Origin of the sequence: Halobacillus ihumii, from assembly GCF_902726645.1 — a bacterium.
Taxonomy (GTDB): Bacteria; Bacillota; Bacilli; order Bacillales; family Halobacillaceae; genus Halobacillus_A; species Halobacillus_A ihumii.
In genome coordinates this window covers 2,993,054-3,012,299 of the sequence record NZ_CACVAO010000001.1, presented here as the reverse complement: position 1 = coordinate 3,012,299, position 19,246 = coordinate 2,993,054, and the positions used below count along the sequence as shown (strand labels likewise).

At 42.5% G+C, this 19,246-nt stretch carries 17 protein-coding genes; 2 read left to right on the top strand and 15 right to left on the bottom strand.

Annotated elements, in window-relative coordinates; all coding sequences use genetic code 11:
- Positions 1–90: 90 nt before the first annotated feature.
- The 12 genes from G6R08_RS14910 to G6R08_RS14855 all read right to left on the bottom strand — a co-directional run bounded on the left by G6R08_RS14910 (position 91) and on the right by G6R08_RS14855 (position 12,980).
- The gene (locus G6R08_RS14910) at positions 91–930 is read right to left on the bottom strand and encodes a MurR/RpiR family transcriptional regulator (protein WP_240339735.1); all 840 of its coding nucleotides are present in this window, start codon (positions 928–930) and stop codon (positions 91–93) included.
- 24 nt (positions 931–954) lie between these two features.
- Positions 955–1,854 carry an ROK family protein gene (locus G6R08_RS14905; protein WP_163528946.1) on the bottom strand — a complete coding sequence of 300 codons (900 nt, stop codon included), beginning with the start codon at positions 1,852–1,854 and terminating at the stop codon, positions 955–957.
- 62 nt (positions 1,855–1,916) lie between these two features.
- On the bottom strand, positions 1,917–3,593 hold the full coding sequence (locus G6R08_RS14900) for an FAD-binding protein (protein WP_163528944.1): 1,677 nt from the start codon (positions 3,591–3,593) through the stop codon (positions 1,917–1,919).
- Positions 3,594–3,611: 18 nt separating this feature from the next.
- On the bottom strand, positions 3,612–5,135 hold the full coding sequence (locus G6R08_RS14895; protein ID WP_163528942.1) for a sodium:solute symporter family protein: 1,524 nt from the start codon (positions 5,133–5,135) through the stop codon (positions 3,612–3,614).
- Between the two features lie 25 nt (positions 5,136–5,160).
- Complete coding sequence (locus G6R08_RS14890; RefSeq protein ID WP_163528940.1) at positions 5,161–6,027, bottom strand: N-acetylneuraminate lyase; 867 nt, start codon at positions 6,025–6,027, stop codon at positions 5,161–5,163.
- Between the two features lie 13 nt (positions 6,028–6,040).
- Positions 6,041–6,727: an N-acetylmannosamine-6-phosphate 2-epimerase gene (locus G6R08_RS14885; protein WP_163528938.1), complete on the bottom strand. Its 687-nt coding sequence runs from the start codon at positions 6,725–6,727 to the stop codon at positions 6,041–6,043.
- 192 nt (positions 6,728–6,919) lie between these two features.
- A complete protein-coding gene (locus G6R08_RS14880) occupies positions 6,920–7,528 on the bottom strand; it encodes a flavin reductase family protein (protein WP_163528937.1) in 609 nt (202 codons plus the stop codon).
- 29 nt (positions 7,529–7,557) lie between these two features.
- Positions 7,558–8,805 (bottom strand): MFS transporter, encoded by a 1,248-nt coding sequence (locus G6R08_RS14875; protein ID WP_163528935.1) that lies wholly within the window; start codon positions 8,803–8,805, stop codon positions 7,558–7,560.
- Between the two features lie 212 nt (positions 8,806–9,017).
- Positions 9,018–10,505: a sodium:solute symporter family protein gene (locus tag G6R08_RS14870; RefSeq protein WP_163528933.1), complete on the bottom strand. Its 1,488-nt coding sequence runs from the start codon at positions 10,503–10,505 to the stop codon at positions 9,018–9,020.
- Between the two features lie 3 nt (positions 10,506–10,508).
- Positions 10,509–10,754: a hypothetical protein gene (locus tag G6R08_RS14865; protein ID WP_163528931.1), complete on the bottom strand. Its 246-nt coding sequence runs from the start codon at positions 10,752–10,754 to the stop codon at positions 10,509–10,511.
- An 88-nt stretch (positions 10,755–10,842) separates the two neighbouring features.
- Positions 10,843–11,757, bottom strand: coding sequence for a hydroxymethylglutaryl-CoA lyase (locus tag G6R08_RS14860; RefSeq protein ID WP_205439429.1), 915 nt, complete (start codon positions 11,755–11,757; stop codon positions 10,843–10,845).
- 26 nt (positions 11,758–11,783) lie between these two features.
- A complete protein-coding gene (locus G6R08_RS14855) occupies positions 11,784–12,980 on the bottom strand; it encodes a CaiB/BaiF CoA transferase family protein (protein ID WP_163528928.1) in 1,197 nt (398 codons plus the stop codon).
- Positions 12,981–13,350: 370 nt separating this feature from the next.
- On the opposite strand from G6R08_RS14855, the gene G6R08_RS14850 reads away from it, so the two are divergent.
- Positions 13,351–14,022: a GntR family transcriptional regulator gene (locus tag G6R08_RS14850; RefSeq protein ID WP_163528925.1), complete on the top strand. Its 672-nt coding sequence runs from the start codon at positions 13,351–13,353 to the stop codon at positions 14,020–14,022.
- Positions 14,023–14,164: 142 nt separating this feature from the next.
- Here the strand turns inward: G6R08_RS14850 and rraA are convergent, their stop codons facing one another.
- Together rraA and G6R08_RS14840 are read right to left on the bottom strand one after the other, a co-directional pair.
- Positions 14,165–14,644, bottom strand: coding sequence for a ribonuclease E activity regulator RraA (gene rraA / locus G6R08_RS14845; protein WP_163528923.1), 480 nt, complete (start codon positions 14,642–14,644; stop codon positions 14,165–14,167).
- 504 nt (positions 14,645–15,148) lie between these two features.
- Positions 15,149–16,123, bottom strand: a complete 975-nt coding sequence (locus tag G6R08_RS14840) for a cation diffusion facilitator family transporter (RefSeq protein WP_163528922.1) — start codon at positions 16,121–16,123, stop codon at positions 15,149–15,151.
- A 269-nt stretch (positions 16,124–16,392) separates the two neighbouring features.
- Here G6R08_RS14840 and G6R08_RS14835 point away from each other — a divergent pair, with 269 nt between their 5' ends.
- Positions 16,393–17,787 carry an FAD-binding oxidoreductase gene (locus tag G6R08_RS14835; RefSeq protein ID WP_163528920.1) on the top strand — a complete coding sequence of 465 codons (1,395 nt, stop codon included), beginning with the start codon at positions 16,393–16,395 and terminating at the stop codon, positions 17,785–17,787.
- 294 nt (positions 17,788–18,081) lie between these two features.
- On the opposite strand, the gene G6R08_RS14830 is transcribed toward G6R08_RS14835, so the two are convergent.
- Complete coding sequence (locus G6R08_RS14830) at positions 18,082–19,212, bottom strand: alpha-hydroxy acid oxidase (protein WP_163528918.1); 1,131 nt, start codon at positions 19,210–19,212, stop codon at positions 18,082–18,084.
- Positions 19,213–19,246: the final 34 nt, after the last annotated feature.

Genomic DNA, 19,246 nt, shown 5'->3' with positions numbered 1-19,246 from the left:
ATTCGACCGAATTCAACGATATACCATCATAGTTCCTATACAAAAAAGGACTCTTCCATACCTGAACAATAATTGGAAGAATCCTTTTTCTTAATATAACTTAGTGGCTATGTTTTCAGTAATATCCATTTTAACCTTTTCAGCCCCATCATAATCCTTCATCGTCAAACCTGTACAAATCAAATCGATCAAAAACAGCTGGGTAATTTTAGACACCAGTGAACCACTATCAAGTGGACTTTCCTTAGCTGATGAAAGTAGCACATGATCAGCAAACTTGGTTAATGGTGATTTAGTATAATTACTTAATGCTATAACGGTAGCTTTTTTCTCCCTGGCAATTTTTACGGTGTCGATAATGTCCTTGGTGCTTCCGGTTAAACTGATGGCTATCACTACTGTGTTTTCATCCATAGAGGAAGCACGCATAACCTGAAAGTGCGGATCGGTTACAACACTGACTTGTTTGCCGATTCTCATCAGTCGGTTTTGCATATCCAGTCCGGCGATTCCTGATGAACCGATTCCGAATACTACAACATCATCTGCTGCATCAATGGCATCAATAACCGCATTCAATTCCTGCGTGTCTACAATGTCATAAGAGTCTTCGACGGCTCCGACAATATTATTTCTAATCTTTTCAATAAACGTTTCGTCATGATTAGGACTAGATTCCAATGATACTTCCTGAGCAAACAAGAATTTGAAATCTTGGAAGCCTTTGAAGCCAAGCTTCCGGAAGAAACGCAGAACTGTGGCTTCAGCTACCCCGCAGGCTTCGGATAGTTCCGTTAATGAATGGTAGATCACCTGCTGTTTGCTGGATTGAATATAGTCATAGATTTTATGTTCAGATTTCGTGAAAGTCTGTTTATTTTGTTCCATTATGATCGAAGGTTTAATCCCGTTTCGTTGTGTATTCTCCACCTTTGCTACTTGCCCCTTTCTCCTTTATCGAGTCATCAAGAAATGCTTGGCAGCTCCCAATAAATTCGCTTGGTTATAATGTTCAGCAAGTTTCACTTGTAATGAACGACGGTGATTCGGCATGATTTGTGGTAAAAGTGAATCTTCAATAGCACTTCGCAAAAACTCTCCCTGAGCAGTAATCCCGCCGCCTATCACAATAAGCTCTGGGTTAAAAATATGAACAAGAGAGCACAGCCCCATGGTCAGGTCGCTGATCCAGCGGTCAAATATCTTTAAGGCTGCCGCGTCCCCCTGTTTCACTAATGAGAAGTATGATTTCACATTAACGTCGTGCCCAAATGCTGATGTGACCATCTCCTCTAAGGCTGAACTTGAGGCATACTTTTCAAAGCATCCTTGATTGCCGCACGTGCACGGCTTCCCATCTGGATAAAGATGAATATGCCCAAGTTCCCCTGCCGAAAAACGTGCACCCGTATATAGTTTACCATCTAAAAACAAAGCACCACCAATACCTGTACCAATCGTAACACATAGAAAGTCATCTACCTCGACAGCCGCTCCTTGCCAGTATTCACCGAGTGCGGTACAGTTCACGTCATTTTCTACCTTAACAGGCATACCTGTATGATTCCTTACCATATCTTCAATCTGTACTCCCGTAAAGTTAGGAATGTTATCGGTGGCAAACACTACTTTGCCATTCCCACTGTCAATTTGACCAGCAGAACTAATGGAAATTCCGTCAATTTGAAAAGCATTCATAAGTTGATCACACAGTTGATTGACCTTCCTTATCACTTCGGGTCCACCTAAATGAGCGTCGGTGGGAACAGCATTGTGGAAAGACAGTTCACCTTTCTCATTAACTACGCCAAACTTAATTGACGTTCCCCCAATATCGATTGCACCAATTTGCATCCTAGTTAACCCCTTTCTCTTAAAAAAGAGAAAAACCCCTGTTCAAGGTTTTTCTCTCAACATTACTTATTATAAAATTCAAAGATTATCGATTGATCGTTACGTTGTGAAACAAATAACCGGTCGTTATAGTTCTGATTTTCATCGGGATAATCCTCACGATAATGTGCTCCGCGGCTTTCTTTTCTCTCAAGCATAGCCTGCAGCAGAATTTGTGATAGTTTAATAAAGTTTCTGGCTTTGACGGCCAGCTTCCGCGAATGTTGATGTTCCATTAATGTGGCAAAAGAATACGCTGTTTCCATTTCCTTTATCTCATTTAATGCATTCAGTAACTGTTGTTCAGACCGTACGACATTTCCACTATACCACATGATCTCCTTAATTTGATTGATCATCTGATTGACATGAACATCTTTTTCTTCACCAGCTCCCGCATCCACCGAAAATGTCTGCAAAAACTGATTTGCTTCCTCCTCACTGATTTGACAAGGAGTCCGGCTGCTCACATACTTGTTACAATCCGCTGCCGCACGTTTACCGAACACAAGACAAGCCCCTGTTGAGTTACCGCCGAGTCTGTTGGCCCCTTCTATGTTAGACGAGAGTTCACCAATTGCATATAACCCGTCAACACCGGTTCGACCATAAGTGTCTATGAACACCCCGCCATTGCTTGCATGAGCAAACGGAGCAATTTTTACTTCATCTTCAGTAAGGTGAACGTTTTTTCCTTTTAGCCAATCCAAATAGACCGTGTAGAATTCCTCTTTATTATCGTAAAGTTCTTCGTCATATAACAACGTAAAACCACGTTCATCTTTAGAAGCTATAATGTTCTTCATCATCGCAATATCAAAATACTTTGATTCAAGTGAATGGGTGAACGGTCCGTGTGTGCTGCGAATTTCCAGACATTCCTTCTTGGACACACCCTCAGTCAAATGAGCATCCAGCAAGCTGTCACCGTTGTCATCCACAATATCCCGGCAATACATCAATGTGTGCTCCCCGAACAATGTTTTATAACGAGGGGTTGTAATCCCGGGAATAAATTGAATAAACTCCATATTAACCAGGCTGGCCCCCGCTTCAAGCGCCAAAACGTGTCCAGATCCGTCTACATCTGCCGGGTTAAGATTGTGTTTAAAGATGCTGCCAAAACCACCTGTAGCCAGCACGACCGCTTTGCATTCGACAAAAACAAATGCATTATCCTCATCTAGAAGCAGAGCCCCAACTATCTGGCTGCCTTTTTTCATAAGAGAAACGACAACTGTCTTCTGCATCAGCTGCAGATTGTCATAAGTGTTAAAAATCTCCCGGACATTTTCCCGAATTTGATCCCAGTCACTGAGCAAGTAGATGTCCCGGGAATGACTCGCAAAGCAAGCTTTTCTTTCACCTTCTAACTTCTTAGCATGAACACCGATATCCTCGTATTCTTGTACTCGCTCGGGAATATCATTCACGTACACTTCTGCCAGATCCTGTCTATGCATGCCGCGGCTCAGGTCCTCTATATCTTTAAGAAAATCTCCCTTATCATCCTCATCCTTCGTCACCTGTGTCCCAAGGGAAGCTTTTAACGGATAAAAACTTGATCCCGAAGCCAATTTCGTTTTCGTAACCATTAACACGTCATGGCTGGCAGCAGCAAGTTCCTGACTGGCTTTAATCCCGGACAAACCACTGCCGACAACCAATACGTCTGTTGTGATTTTTCTATTGATGTTCACGTTCACAACCCACCTGAATTACACGATTTTTTTGTTATTCAGCTCTTTTTTCTGATCATATAAGGTAAGTTCTAAATCGGCATCCTCTGCCTTACTTTTTCCGCTGAAAACTAAGCTAAACAGATAACCAAATACAAGCGAACAAACTAGATTAATGAGAGAGTAAGCCCATAAGGTAGTGTCTGTGAAGTAGGACACATAGATGGCAACCGCCGAAGTAGCGATAAAGCCAACCATGGCACCTTTCGCATTCGCTTTCTTCGTTAAGACACCAAGTGTAAAGGTTCCTCCAATGATACCCAGCACTAATCCCATCAATCCATTGAACCACTCATATGCTGAACTTATGTCTGAATAAACGAGAGCAATGGCAAAGGCAATCGACAGAATACCAACGAACGTCGATACATTTCTAGCGGTTTTAGTACTCTTTTCATCACTCATACCTGGCTTCAAGATTTTTTGGATATCCAATGTCCAACTTGTCGCAACACTGTTCAATCCCGTAGAAAGCGTAGATTGACCCGCTGCAAATAAACCAGCGATTAACAACCCGGAAATTCCTGCCGGCAGCTCGCTGACAATAAAGTTAGCAAAAATCAAATCCGAGTTTCCGCTTGGAATACTATCTCCAGAATTTTGCATATAAAACACATACATGGCTGTACCGATAAAGAAGAACAGAGTAGCTGTTCCAATGGAGAGCACTCCATTTCCAATCGTCATTTTGTTCATTTGCTTCAAATCATTCGTTGTCAAATAGCGCTGAACCATGTCTTGACTGGAAATATAAGAAAAGGCGGTTGATAACCCAGCACCTAAAATAATAATGAATAAGCTGTCGTTAAGAATATTCGGGTCAAAAATCACTTCATTACTGAAGAATTTATTATCCTCAATCCCGGTTTGGAAGATTTCTCCTACCCCTCCATCAATAGAGATAATTAGCATAATTAGAGCAAACACACCGCCGCCAATTAAGACAACACCTTGAATAAAATCTGTCCAAAGTACTGATTTGATACCACCGAATGAGGAATAGATAGTGGCAATAACTCCCATAAAAATAATAATAGCCACTGCATTGATTCCGGTTACAGCAGATAAAGCGATTGACGGCAGGTACATGATGATCGACATTCTGCCGACTTGATACACAATAAACAGTACACTTCCCAGCATACGGAGATTTTTATCAAATCTTCTCTCAAGGTACTCATAGGCTGTATCGAGATTTAAATTCCGATAAACTGGCAGGAAGATAAAAATAGCAACAGGCACTGCAATAAAAAGACCTAATTGAGCTACCCATAGCTGCCAGGAGTCAGCGTATGAATTCCCAGCTAAAGATAAGAATGAAATCGGACTCAGCAATGTGGCAAATAGACTGACAGATGTCACCCACCAAGGGATCGTTCCATCTCCTTTAAAGAACTCTTTCCCTTTCATTCCTTTCTTTCCTACAGCTATCCCGACATACAGGATGAATAACAAGTATGCGAATAAAATAATATAATCAATTACTGCAAAAGTTCCCGTCATATCAACCAATCCCCCTATTGATTAATTACAGATACTTCTCGGCCATCTGCTTAGCCCTTAAGACGCCATCATCCGTAAGCGATTTCATTGGTTTCCTGCAAGTTCCAGCATCTACGCCTTTATGTTTCAAGATTTCTTTAATCGTTTGATAAAGACCGTTATCAAGAATTTCCCCAATTAAGTCATTGGTCACTTTTTGCACCTCGCGCGCTTCCTTAATCTGACCACTTTGTGCTAATTGAAAAATCTGCTTGGCACGCTGGCCATTAACATTGAACGTACTTCCAATCGCCCCATCAACATTCAACACACTCGCAGAAAGCAGCATTTCATCGAAACCTGAATAAATCAGTTTGTCAGGATAAGCATGTCTGATTCTCTCAAGAAGAAAGAAATCCGGTGCTGTGAACTTCACTCCGATAACTTTTTCATGATTGAACAGTTCGCCGAATTGTTCTAAATTTATATTCACTCCTGTTAAAGCAGGAATGGAATAGATAATTAAGTCATTCTCTACATGTTCTAAAATCGTCGTATAGTAATCCTTTACCTCTTCAAAATCAAACTTGTAATAGAACGGCGTCACTGCAGAGATCGCATCATACCCGAGCTTTGTTGCAAATTGACCCAGGTCCACAGCTTCATCAATATTTAATGCGCCAATTTGCGCAATCAGCTTCACGTCATTTCCTGCCTCATCTTTTACAATGTTAAAAATCTGCTTCTTCTGATCTGTAGAAATGAGGAAGTTTTCGCCTGTACTGCCGTTAACATAAAGCCCATCAACCTTGGAAACGTCGATATTGTATCTAATTATCTCCCTCAATCCTTGTTCGTTCACCTGTCCCTGTTCGTCAAACGAACACATAAGTGCTGAATATAATCCTTTCATCCTGATCACCTTTCTATTTATAAGTTTTTTCTTTTACCGCTCCGGCAAATTTTTCTGTTATCAATTGCGGGCGGGTAATCGCACTGCCAACGACTACGGCATGTGCGCCTAACTCTAGTGCCTGTTTCGCTTTTTCCGGTGTGTCAAAATTACCTTCAGCAATGACAGGAACCGATAGCCCCGCCACCAGCTGCCTGACTAACTCAAGCGGTACAGCTCCTTGAGAGTAAGAAGTGTAACCGGCCAGAGTTGGGGCAACGATATCGACCCCGGCTCTTTCTGCTTCCACCCCTTCTTCAAGAGTTGAAACATCCGCCATAAAAAGCTGATCCGGGTAGTTAGCCTTCACTTCTGTAAAGAATTCCGGAAGGCTTTTTCCATCAGGACGCTGCTGATTCGTTGCATCAAACGCAATGATATCCACTCCCTCCTGATAGAGAGCCTCCACCTCAGAAATCGTTGGTGTGATGTATACCTTGCTGTTCGGAAAATCCTTCTTAATAATTCCGATAATCGGAAGATCGACTTCTTTTTTGATCGCCTGAATATCAACTACCGTATTGGCCCGGATACCAGACGCTCCACCCTGTTTCGCAGCCAGGGCCATCTTGCTCATAATATAGGAACCGTGGAGCGGTTCATCTTCTAAAGCCTGACAGGAAACAATTAATCTTTTGTTGAGTTGTTCCAAAATGCTCATAACGAATCTCCTTACTGTTCATACTCCAAATAGCTAAATGGAAAAGCGCTTTCATGAAATATAACACTTTGATTGTCTACTGTCAATTTATTATTTCAAATGATAATTAACATACAAAAGCAGGTGATTGCATAAAAAAACATCCGCGTTAAAAGCTTTTAAATAAGCTTTTAACGCGGATGTCAACACGGTTTATTTAAGGTCTTTCTTCGGTAACGAGAAAAAGTCCCGGCTTTCACTAAAGCTCGCTGCCAGCCTTCCTAACGGTCGCAGCTTTTCAAAGTTCACCTTGTATTCCTCCATATAGTACTCTTCCTGAATATGATAGAGCACCAATTCACCGATAATTAAATGGTCACTGCCGAGCTCAACGATCTGGTTCAGTTTACACTCCATATGAATTGGAGCTTCTTTGACTCTCATCGGTCTGACCTTTTCACTTGAAATCGGGGTAAGCCCCGCTTCCTCAAACTCATCTACCTCGCGTGCCAGGTTCTCAGAAGTTTTTTGCATCTCATTGCCTAACGGGGTGGATGAGATATTTATGACAAACTCTTTCCCTGTACGTATATTCTCAAGGGTGTCTTTAACGGTTCCTTTTCTAGGTCCGACCCCTGGTCCTATTGAGATGCAGAGCATCGGCGGCTGTCTTGAAGCAACAGTAAAAAAGCTAAATGGTGCCAAGTTGCGAATCCCGCTGTCGGATATCGTGGAAACCCAGGCAATCGGCCGGGGAACTACAGATCCTGATAACAATTTATAAATATTTTTCGTCTCATGTTCTGAAGGGTCAAACCTCATATCTTCTATCTCCTTTTTGCAAAAATAAATCAATTAGAAGGTGCATTTTCTTTTTTCACAAAATACAAACTTGCTAAAATCAATAGCACGACTACCATAATCCCAGAAATCAACAGCCAGCCGAATGTGTAACTCTGTTGTTGATCAACTAGTACACCGAACATGGGCGGGATGAGAATCACTCCGATTGAACCGAGGGTAATACTGAACCCGCTTGATAACCCTGCCTGCTCCTTAGGAACGAGTTCTGAGGCCAGATTCATCCAGATGCCATTAAACCCGGAAACCGAGAAGCCAAACACGAGAAAAATGGGAACCAGCAGCCAAAATGGTGTTCCAGCCGGAATAAATGCTACGACGACACTTGCAACCAGGGTGATGCAAGCAATGAAAACGAGAATAATCAGTCGTTTTCCATCAAATAGACGGTCACTGATCACTCCCCACCCTACTCTGCCTAGCGATCCGCCGACTTCCGACACAACGAGCAGCATTCCTGCTAATAAGATGCTAAGGCCCAACTGTTCATAGGCAAACAGCACAAGATAAGTATTTAAGCACATCTGTGAGCCGTTAACCCCCATGGCACTGAAGCTGATGAGTAATAAAGCTTTATTTTTAACCATACTTAGAATGGATGAATAAACCGATCGAAACGTCGGCTTCTCTTTTTGCACAGCTTGCTGGGACGGATCACGATAGAGCAAAAATGCTATCAAACCTATTATAACTAAACCTAAACAGGCGATGAAAACAACAGGTCTCCAGCCATAGGAAGCAGCCAGCGGCAACAACAAAATTGCTGAGAGAGCTGAACCAAACGTGATCCCCATTTGTTTAATCCCCATCGCGGTTCCACGCTGTTTCTGTGAAAACCAATAGATAATTCCTCGATTGGTGGTAGGGTGCATGCCGCCATACCCCAGTCCGCCAATCATCACCAAGAGAAGCACAAGCCCAAAAGCAGATTGTAGTGTCATAATGAGGAAGCTTGTGCCAAGGCATAGGGATAACACGAGCAACAAGGGTCTTGAGCCAACTCGATCCGTTATGAATCCGGCCGGAATAGAGGCCAGTGCCTGTCCCATAAATAGCGCTGATGGCAACAGTCCCACTTGAGCCTTCGACAACGATAAGTCTTCTTCGATTAACACGCCAAGTGGTCCAAGACTGCGTCCAATAAAGGCGACCATAATTTGGGCCATCAGCAGCCATAGAAGCATTTTCCACGGACTTGCCATATTTGCCGATGTAGGACTTACTGCAACTGTTCTCATATTATGACATCTCTTTTCTAAACTAGTATTCTACAAAAATGAAGACCTATACGGATGATCTCCGCAATAAAGTCAAAGGGTGAGTACCTTAACGACTCCTGTTTTTTTCCAGCAACTACTAAACTATCTAATTCACTTCAGGATTCACTAAATAATGTTACCACAACTCATAGACAAACCAGCCAATCCACTGATTGACTGGTTACTATGGCTTACATCCCTACAACTTGATCTGCTTCTTCCTTTTCTGCAACAGATACACTCATAAACAGACTGCCAATCACACAAATCAAGAGATTGACAAGCAGCCCCCATAATCCGCTAAATATGCCTAAAGGAGTGATATTGGCAAACGTCATAAATGAAGCAAAGACCGTACCGACAAGCATCCCTGTAAACACAGCTTTCGGATGAAGACGGTTCCAATATAATCCAAGAATCAAGGCCGGAGCCACTTGAATTAACAGTTCGAATTTTAGTACGAAAATTTGATATAAAGTTGCCGGCGGGAACCAGGCAATAATCACCAGCAGCACCACAGCCGCTACCCCGACAAGTTTACCAACTAAAATCTTTTTATTCTCGGAAGCTTCTGGGTTAATGTATCGCCCATATAGATCATTGGAAACAATCGATGAGAATGTCAGCAATACGGAGTCAGCAGTTGAGACAATCGCTGCGATTACCCCGCCAAACAACAGAACCATCGCCCAATAGAAAATGACGTTTTGATTAGCAATGGCACTTGCTAACATCCCAACCAGTTTCTCTGATTCGGCTGTTGATAAATCCGGAAAAGCAGCAATCCCGATAATTCCGACAATAAAGACAACCCCTGCTGTAAGGAAAGGCATCCATGCCATCTGTGTAAAAGACTTCTTTAACGTTTTTTCACTTTTGGCTGAAAAAATTCTCTGAATCGCATGCGGATAAACAGCAGCACCAATGCCGACCAGAACTAACAAACTGAACCAGTTGACGGCACCAGGTCCGTCCGGCACACCTAATTTCTCAGGAGAGTAGGCTTGCATATAATCAGCGGCATTCGGCAATCCGCCAAAGTAGATGATGGAACCAATGAGGAGCATGAACACACCGAACAATAAGGCGATCCCCTGCATAGTATCCGTGTAGGCAACGGAGCGCATCCCGCCAAGCCAGCCGTAAATTAACATAATGACAATGAAGAATACAACACCGACTTGATAAGGAATCGTCCCACCGGTTAAACCAGCCACGCCTTGACCAATCGCTACAAACTGCTCTAATAAATAATTGCCTAACGCATACAGCATAAGAATGGCAGCCAGTATCGATACCGGTTTCGACTTAAATCGCTTCTCAATCCAATCGACAGGTGTAAGCAGTTTGTACTTTTTCCCCATCAAATACATCCTTGGTGCGAACAATAAATACACCATAATAATCAAAATGAAATAAGGAACAGATACGAGATACTCATAACCCATCCGGTAAGCTGTTGGAGGATATCCGATGACTGTATTTCCACTATATTGGGTAGCGAAGAACGTAAAGAACAGGACCATGACCCCGAGTCCGCGGCCGCCAAGATAATACTCATCAAGGCTTTCGTGGACATTCCTGTTCTTCCAATAGGTGGCGACCCCGACTCCGAGCATAATGACACCATACATTAATAAAATTAAGATCCCAGACCAGCCAGCAAATGCTAATTCCATGGGTTACTTCGCCTCCTTCTTTTCTTCCTCTTCTTCTTCCAGCTGCCATTGGTACTTGATTACGTAGGAGATAAACGCCGACAACAAGAGCGAGGCACCAATGATAATAAGCGCCCAGTACGGAATCCCCCAGAACAGCGGCTGATAGGAACCTTCCGGGAAATACCACGGATTAATTAATGCAAATAGAATTCCAAAAATGATCCATAGCTTACCATTCTTGATCGGTTCTTTCTTCGGTTTACTCATACTTACAACCTCCTTCTATTCCCAATATTCAGACAAAAAATAATAAAAAAACGTCCACGATTGATCCTCCGAATAAACGATCACGTTTCTATGAAGAGGATACGGCATGCAGATCGGTGATTTTGCCAGCTTTGATGATTTGCCCAGGCACTTCTCGTTGTAAAATCGTCTCAAGATCCTTGGAGGCTGCGATTAACTGGTCTAGATCTGCGTTCATCTCGTAATCCATAAAGCTCAGCATGTGAACGAGATCCTCAGTACAAATATTGCCGGTTGCTCCTGGCGCAAAAGGACAACCGCCAAGCCCACCTAAAGAGGCATCATAGCGCGTGACCCCTGCACGGATCCCTTCCATCACATTAGCGAGGCCCATACCTCTTGTGTTATGAAAATGTAAGGTCACTGGCAAGTCCGGCCAGCGAACAAGTACCTGCTCACACAATTGATAGACTTGCTTAGGCGTTGCCATGCCAGTCGTGTCCGCAAGTGTAATTCCGTTCGCGCCAAGGTCAAGATAGTGTTCAATCAAGGTCATCACTCGGTTTTCATCGATATTTCCTTCAAATGGACAGCCAAACGTAGTCGCCAGCGTTCCGTTTATCTGGATATCCGTCCCAGATAGCACGTTTGCAATGTTGTTAAAATCAGCAAACGATTGATCCACCGTCCGGCGAACATTTTTCATGTTGTGTGTTTCACTGACGGATACGACCAAATTGACTTCGTCTGCCTCACAAGCTGCTGCACGTTCGGCACCTTTTGCATTGGGAATTAAGGTTGTATAGGTGACACCCGGCTTGCGATCAATGCCGTTCATGACTTCCTCGGCATCCCTTAAGTTAGGCACCGCCTTTGGCGACACAAATGATGTTACTTCAATTTTATCGACTCCGGCTGCACCCAGCTTATTAATCAACTCAATCTTCTTTTCTGTCGGAACGAACTGTTCTTCAATTTGAAATCCGTCTCTCGTCGCGACTTCTTGAATATAAATTCGCTGCACAACCATTCCCTCCCTTTCAAGCCTGGCTAGATGATTCCTTTTTCTTTCAACTGCTGAATCTTTTCATCGTCATACGTCAACCAGCTGCGCATCACTTCATCAGTATGCTGTCCGAGTTCTGGTCCAAGCCACTTCGTCTCCCCTGGCGTTTCACTCATCTTCGGCACTACTCCCGGGATTTTAAGTGATTCTTCTTCGTTGAGTTTGAAATTCTGGATCATTTCCCTGCTCAAGTAATGCGGATCTTTAACGATGTCTTCAATACTGTAAATCGGACCTGCCGGCACGCGTGCCTCATCAAGCGTTTGTAAAGCCGTTTCAAAATCCACCGTTTTCGTCCAGTCCTCAATCGTTTCATCCAAATAATCTGCATGATTGGCACGACCGCTGTTCGTCTGAAACCGTTCGTCCTCTGCCAATTCCGGATGCCCAATTGCATTCATTAATCGTTTGAAAATCGCATCGCCATTGCCGCCAATGACTACGTATTTCCCATCACGACATTGATAGGTGTTAGATGGAGCAATTCCCGGCAGCGCAGATCCCGTTCGCTCTCGCACGGCTCCAAGTTTATCAAACTCAGGAAGCGACCCTTCCATTAAACTAAAGACAGCTTCATAAAGGGCAACATCAATAACCTGTCCTTTTCCAGTACCTTTTACATCACGATGATAGATCGCCATCATGGCCCCGATCACCGAATACATCGCCGCAAGCGAATCGCCAAGGCTGACACCGACCCTCGTTGGCGGGAGCTCGGGATTCCCTGTGATATGACGAAGCCCGCCCATCGATTCTCCGATGCTGCCAAATCCAGCCTTATCGCGGTAAGGGCCGGTTTGCCCGTAGCCAGACACCCTTACCATGACAAGCCCCGGATTAATCGAAGATAATTCCTCATAACCAAGGTTCCATTTCTCTAAAGTTCCCGGCCGGAAGTTTTCGATGAGAATATCACATTCTTGAACCAGTGATTTAATAATCTCCTGACCTTCCTCACTTTTTAAATCAACGGTAATAGACTTTTTGTTCCGGGACTGAAGACGCCACCAGAGCGACGTTCCTTCGTAAATATGACGCCAATCGCGGAGCGGATCGCCTTTCTTCGGCGGCTCTACTTTGATCACATCTGCCCCAAATTCAGCCATCAGCCTCCCCGCAAACGGACCAGCAATTAAGCTTCCTAACTCCAAAACTTTAACTCCTTCTAAGCTTTGACCCATACGACTTCACCTCTTGTACTAGTTTGTTAAGCAGATCAATGCTTTTCCATCATTCTAGTTTCCTTAATCTGAAGGATGAAATCAATCCAGTTTGACAACGCTTTCTTTTTTCACACTAATAAAAAGCACTTTTTTCTCACCTTGTGCTAAAGCGAACAGCCAATTTTCCTCAGCACTTTTTGTTGTATGCTTAAATTTCTGAATCTTGCGTTAATAGTAGCACTCTGTATACAGTAAATCAACCCACAATCATAAAAAGCTAAAAAACAGCACATTTTACCATTGATAATAAGGGATTTGTATACAAAGAGACAATCCACATTGAATCATTCTTTCCATTTGTATACAATAAAGAGGAGGTGTTGCGACGATGAATGCATATGAATATATTAAAAAAGCAATCCTGCACGGAGAATTCCCGCCAAAAATGCGGCTCACTGAAGAATTTTTAGCAAACAAATTACAGATCAGCCGTACGCCGATCCGTGAGGCTCTAAAACAACTGGAATCAGAAGGACTTACGGTGTCAATGAAACGAGGCGTTCGCGTCCGTCATTTTACCAAGCAAGACATTCAGCAAATTTACGATTTACGGACATTGTTAGAGGGGTATGCTGCAGCTCAAGCCGCCACCCATCGCACTGATAACGACATTGCTGAAATGAAATCAGCCAATAAAAGGTATGAGCAGGCAATCAATAGCTATCTCGAATCTGGTGAAGCAACCATTGAATACATCTTAGAGATCAACCACGGATTTCATGACGCTGTAATAAAAGCTTCGCAAAATCAACACATCCATTCCCACATATCAAAGGTAGTCGTGGTGCCGTTAATTTTTCGCTCTTTCTACTGGTTTGATGAATACCAGTTAAGGCATTCGCTTGATGTGCATAAAGTTATTTTGAAAGCGATTGAGGAGCAGGATACGGAGAGAGCGCGTGTAGCGATGCATGAGCATATTTATCATGGGCGCGATCAGGTTCTGCTGCGCATTGATGATATTGATGATCGTTATTCGGCTAAAGAAGACGTGCAATAATTGAAGCTACCCATTACCAATAGGCATCATAAAATTGCAAAAGAGAAAAATATAGTAAAAGCCGAAATTCTCTTTTGTTTATAAAGAGAATTTCGGCTTTTTATATCGTTATTTCAGCCAGAAAAGTAATCACTTTCCAACATCAAAATAATTGATCTTCAGAAATTAATATCCCATCTTCATCCCCATAAAGATGAAAACCAGGTTCTATGTTTACGCCGGCAAATTGTACAGGAACATTTTCCTGACCTTTACCTTGTTTGTTGCTCTTCAATGGGTTCGTACCTAGCGCAAAAATCCCTATGTCCATTCCATTGATCTGAGCGCTGTCCCTTATGCACCCATAAACGATAATACCAGCAAGCTTTCGAGTAACGGCTATCTGTGCCAAGTTGTCCCCTAGTAGTGCACACTTGCGGGAACCGCCTCCGTCAACAACTAATACGCTTCCTTCAGGTATGGTTTGCAGCGCTTTTTTCACAAGAACATTATCTTCGTAAACTTTAACGGTATGAATAGGTCCAGAAAAGGATTTTACTTTCCCAAAGTGATTAAACAATCCATCTGCTACTTCAACTTTTTCACGGTGAGTATCACAAATATCTGCTGTTTGAATGCTCATCGATATCCCTTCCTCCAGATTCGTTTTAATTGTTAACACGATTGTATTCTAACGACCTATGATATTCAACTATCTTATATACACTTTAAAGTAAAAAGAATTTTCGGGTTGATTTTGTAAGCGTTTTCAATTATGATGATAAAAGGTTGAACAACATAAGTGGTTGTTAGGGTGTCCGGCGTAGGCGGTGCCGGCACCAAAATTGTTAAAGGTATTTTTCTGTATGGTGCTAAAATAGGGAATTGAATAGAGAAGGAGAAGTTATATACCATTAAGTTTCCAGGGGAGGTTACTATTGAAAGTATTACTTCTGCCTTCTCTATTCTGATAATCTTAGCAGAAAGCTCACAGAGGTTAAAGGTTTTTTGTGTGAAAAGTTAGGAAATTCAGTATTTATTAGATTTTTGAATATGTTCATGTTAAGCAGTTTTTTTATTTCTGCCTAACAAACGGCTGTTATCATTTAACTTCGAAACGACATCTCCATCATAACCCCCTCTGATATTACGTGTCTTTTTCTCGATTATTCCAACTCTGAACCTTATCATCCTGATCAGACTCAATGATTACCTCTGTTACACCCTTCTCATTCATAATCTTTTCCTCAATGTTATCAAGAATATCGGCAGCCTTTGCGATTGACATGTCTGGATCGAATTCTATCTTTAGTTCAACATGCAATTCTTCCCCTTCTTTAATAACCATTAACTCTTGTATATCTTTTACATGAGTTTCTGCAAATACAAGCTCACCTATTTTTTCCTCCATTTCTTGGTCAGAAACGCCTAACACACCTGCAGCGTTATCAAGAAAAACTCGTCCCACGACGTAAAACAACATTAATCCAATAATGACTGACGCATACCCTTCTGCTTCATGAAAGGGTGTATAGGTTCCAATAACAATTGATAGGATGGCGATGAGCGCACCGCCTGTAGCTACCATATCTTCTAAAAACACAAGCTTAGTGGCTGGTTTTGCATCACCAATATTTTTGAAACTCTCTATGACAACTCTAAATCCCTTTATTTTTTCACCTGCCATGTCTGCGGTTATTTCTTTCATCGCTTTAACCAAAACGACAGATTCTAAGATAGCCGCGACCCCCAGGACAGCTATATTTAACCAAAACCATGAATCGGATTCAGGAGGATCGATAATATGGTGGATTCCTTCTTTTACTGTTTCATACGCTAAAATGCCGACAATCAATACTGCCCCAAGTAATACTAAGTTCACTAGTCGCGCAAAGCCACCCGGAAAACGATCAGTTGGAGCTTTTTTACTTAAAGCAGATCCAATAAATACGAAAGATTGGTTAGCTGTATCGCCAATACTGTGCATCATCTCAGCAAACATGGCCACATTGCCGGTTATAAAAAAGGCTATAGCTTTGATGACAGCAATAATCGCATTCATAATGCTCGCCATTAGAGCAGATCTATTTCCTTTTTTCAATAACCCAAGGAACTCCGCCATGGTTATACTCCTTTCAGAATTCAGAACTTTTTTATGACTGTAATATTGCGTTATTCGTTACGATACTATTCATTAGCCTTCCTAAGATCGACGAAAAAAATCGCTGTTCGTGGAATTTCATCGAAAAAGGGGATTGGACCTCAGCGTGACAAAATTCCAAACACACCGCCTCCCCCATTCATTGTAATCTTTCGACTATTTAGTATAATTGCATCTAATAGACCTTATTGCAGAATGGATTATCATATTTTTTAGAAGGGGACTTCCATATGAACCTAACAGAGAGTAACTTATACGAGGAATTAAGAGCATTTTTACAAGACCATCAAGTATCAACAAATGAAACTCAAATCGAACAGCATAGTCACGACGAATCCTATCATAAACCCAGTGCACCAGATTTGGTTGTGTTTCCAGAGAGTACTGACGAAGTAAGCGCAGTTGTGAAGGTCGCAAATGCTTATCAGACCCCGATCATTCCTTATGGACTGGGAACGAGTTTAGAGGGTCATGTCATTCCTTATGATCGCGGAATTACGATCGATTTTTCGCAAATGAATAAAGTCCTTGAGGTCCGGGAGAAAGACTTCCTCGTGAAAGTGCAGCCAGGTGTCACGCGTTCACAATTGAATAAAGAGCTGAAAAAATACGGGCTTTTCTTCTCTGTTGACCCAGGGGCGGATGCTACGTTAGGCGGTATGGCTGCGACCAACGCCAGTGGCACGACGTCGGTAAAATATGGGGTGATGCGGGATCAAGTGCGTGATGCAGAAGTCGTTCTTGCTGATGGGGAAATCATTCATACAGGCAGCTTGGCACAAAAGTCCTCATCAGGCTACAACTTAAACAGTCTCTTTGTAGGTTCAGAGGGTACGTTAGGCTGTATTACAGAACTAACGTTAAAGGTGTACGGAATTCCCGAGCATATTGTTGCAGCGAGAGCTTCCTTTCCAAGTGTAAATAATGCAGTGGAAGCCGTTGTATCTATTTTGCAGGCTGGTGTGCCGATTGCGAGAGTGGAGTTGGTCGATGAGCCATCCATGAAGCAGGTAAACCTGTTTAGTGAAACGAATTATAAAGAGCAGCCTGCCTTATTTTTAGAATTCCACGGAAATGAAGCAGGACTTAATTACGATGTAGAATTTACGAAAGAAATCGTTGCAGACCATCAGTGTGAAGAGATTCTTTTTGAAAAAGATAATGCAGCGAGGAATCGCTTATGGGAAGCAAGACACAATCTTGCCTACGCTTATGTACATGGAAACCCAGGTAAAAAATTAATGGTGACAGATGTTTGTGTTCCTATCTCTGAGCTTGCCGGTGCGATTGAGCACGCCAGAGAAAAAGTGAATGAACTTGAGCTTAACGGAGGCATTACTGGTCATGTCGGTGATGGAAACTATCATATTCTGCTTATGATGGATATGGATGACCCAAATGAAGTGAAAAAAGCTGAACAGTTAAATGAGCAAATCGTTGACTATGCTTTACAAAGGGGTGGCACTTGTACGGGTGAACATGGAGTAGGTATTGGCAAAATGAAATACCAGCAAAGAGAACATGGCGAAGCGTTACGAGTCATGGAAAAAATAAAAGCAGCTTTGGATGAGAAAGAAATCCTTAATCCTCACAAGTTAGTCCATCAGAAAAAGAGGGGTTTATGAAATCTCTAGAAGGCAGTCAATAACAGTTTATAATAGCTTTTTAAAAAACGAGGCTGGAACAATATATCAAGTAAAAATCCGAACTATGATTCATGCATATAACACGCTACGAAAATATACTTCGCTTTCCGCAGGCAGCTGTTGAGTCTCCTTGTGCTGACGCACTGCGGGGTCTCACCTAGGCCTTTCCTCCCGCAGGAGTCTACGTATATTTTCTCCGCTAAATTGCATATCGTTCATCTTTTCATTCAAGAAGTTTAGTTAGGTCCCAGCCTCGTTTTTCCCCTACATCTTCTAATTCACTTTTACAAGTAAAGAAGAATCTATTTCTTCCACAGATCGTGTACCCGAAAGCGCCATTGTAACATCTGTTTCATCAAGAATATGCTGAATGACTCGCTTAACCCCCGTTTTTCCTTTTGTTAATCCATAAACATAAGGTCGTCCTACTAGTACGGCCTTGGCCCCTAAGGCAAGTGCTTTAATTACATCAGTTCCCCGTCGAACTCCTCCATCCACTAATACAGGAATTCTGCCGTCTATCACCTTTTGTATTTCAACGAGTGCATCCAGTGAAGAAATAGCGCTGTCAAGCTGGCGACCACCGTGATTGGAAACAATGAGACCATCAACATTATAGTCCAAAGCCAATTTGGCATCGTAGGGATGGACAATGCCTTTTAGTAAGATGGGCAGACGTGTGTAGGTTCTTACTTTCTCAATATCCTTCCACGTAAGCCCTGGTTTGTCGATGATGTCGACTTGTTTTTGGATTGCTTCAGATAAATCCTCTTGGGGGAATTTCGTTAACAGTTTGCAAAAGGCAGGATCCGTTATATAGTTGCCAATCCCTTTCGCTTCCTCAAGCGGAGAGTAGCCATTTCTAAGATCCGCTTCGCGAAACCCAAGCATCGGTGTATCAACAGTAATTACAATCGCAGAATACCCGCATGCTTCCGCCCGTTGAACCAAGCTTTTTGTCACGCTATCATCAAGGGAGCAATACAGCTGAAACCACCTGGGGCTGTCCTCCATCTCAGCGGCGATTTCCTCCATTGAAAAAGAAGAAGCACTGCTCGTAATGAATAACGACCCCATTTCTGAGGCAGCCTTTGCAGAAGCCAACTCTCCTTGCGGATAAACGATTGCCTGAACACCGATGGGTGCGAACAAAAGAGGGGAGGAAAAAGTATGACCAAATAAAGATACGGATAAATCTCTTTCAGACACATCCCGCAATACACGAGGACGAATTCTCCATTTTTGAAACGCCTCAACATTGGCCTTCATCGTTACCTCCGCTCCCGATCCTCTTGCAATATAATCAAAGGCTTCATTTCTTAGGCATTTTTCTGCATTCTCTTCCCATTCCTCAAACGAATTTTCAAGCAAAGAAGTATCATTTTCCGAAAGATGATTAACCAACTGAACACCCCAAATCTCAATTAGAAAAATTAAT

Coding starts and splice junctions, on each gene's coding strand:
- G6R08_RS14905 (WP_163528946.1), bottom strand. CDS start 1,854: ATGCAAATTGGTGCAATCGATATTGGGGGAACGTCAATTAAGTTTGGC.
- G6R08_RS14895 (WP_163528942.1), bottom strand. CDS start 5,135: ATGACGGGAACTTTTGCAGTAATTGATTATATTATTTTATTCGCATAC.
- G6R08_RS14890 (WP_163528940.1), bottom strand. CDS start 6,027: ATGAAAGGATTATATTCAGCACTTATGTGTTCGTTTGACGAACAGGGA.
- G6R08_RS14885 (WP_163528938.1), bottom strand. CDS start 6,727: ATGAGCATTTTGGAACAACTCAACAAAAGATTAATTGTTTCCTGTCAG.
- G6R08_RS14880 (WP_163528937.1), bottom strand. CDS start 7,528: ATGAGGTTTGACCCTTCAGAACATGAGACGAAAAATATTTATAAATTG.
- G6R08_RS14875 (WP_163528935.1), bottom strand. CDS start 8,805: ATGAGAACAGTTGCAGTAAGTCCTACATCGGCAAATATGGCAAGTCCG.
- G6R08_RS14870 (WP_163528933.1), bottom strand. CDS start 10,505: ATGGAATTAGCATTTGCTGGCTGGTCTGGGATCTTAATTTTATTAATG.
- G6R08_RS14865 (WP_163528931.1), bottom strand. CDS start 10,754: ATGAGTAAACCGAAGAAAGAACCGATCAAGAATGGTAAGCTATGGATC.
- G6R08_RS14855 (WP_163528928.1), bottom strand. CDS start 12,980: ATGGGTCAAAGCTTAGAAGGAGTTAAAGTTTTGGAGTTAGGAAGCTTA.
- G6R08_RS14850 (WP_163528925.1), top strand. CDS start 13,351: ATGAATGCATATGAATATATTAAAAAAGCAATCCTGCACGGAGAATTC.
- rraA (WP_163528923.1), bottom strand. CDS start 14,644: ATGAGCATTCAAACAGCAGATATTTGTGATACTCACCGTGAAAAAGTT.
- G6R08_RS14840 (WP_163528922.1), bottom strand. CDS start 16,123: ATGGCGGAGTTCCTTGGGTTATTGAAAAAAGGAAATAGATCTGCTCTA.
- G6R08_RS14835 (WP_163528920.1), top strand. CDS start 16,393: ATGAACCTAACAGAGAGTAACTTATACGAGGAATTAAGAGCATTTTTA.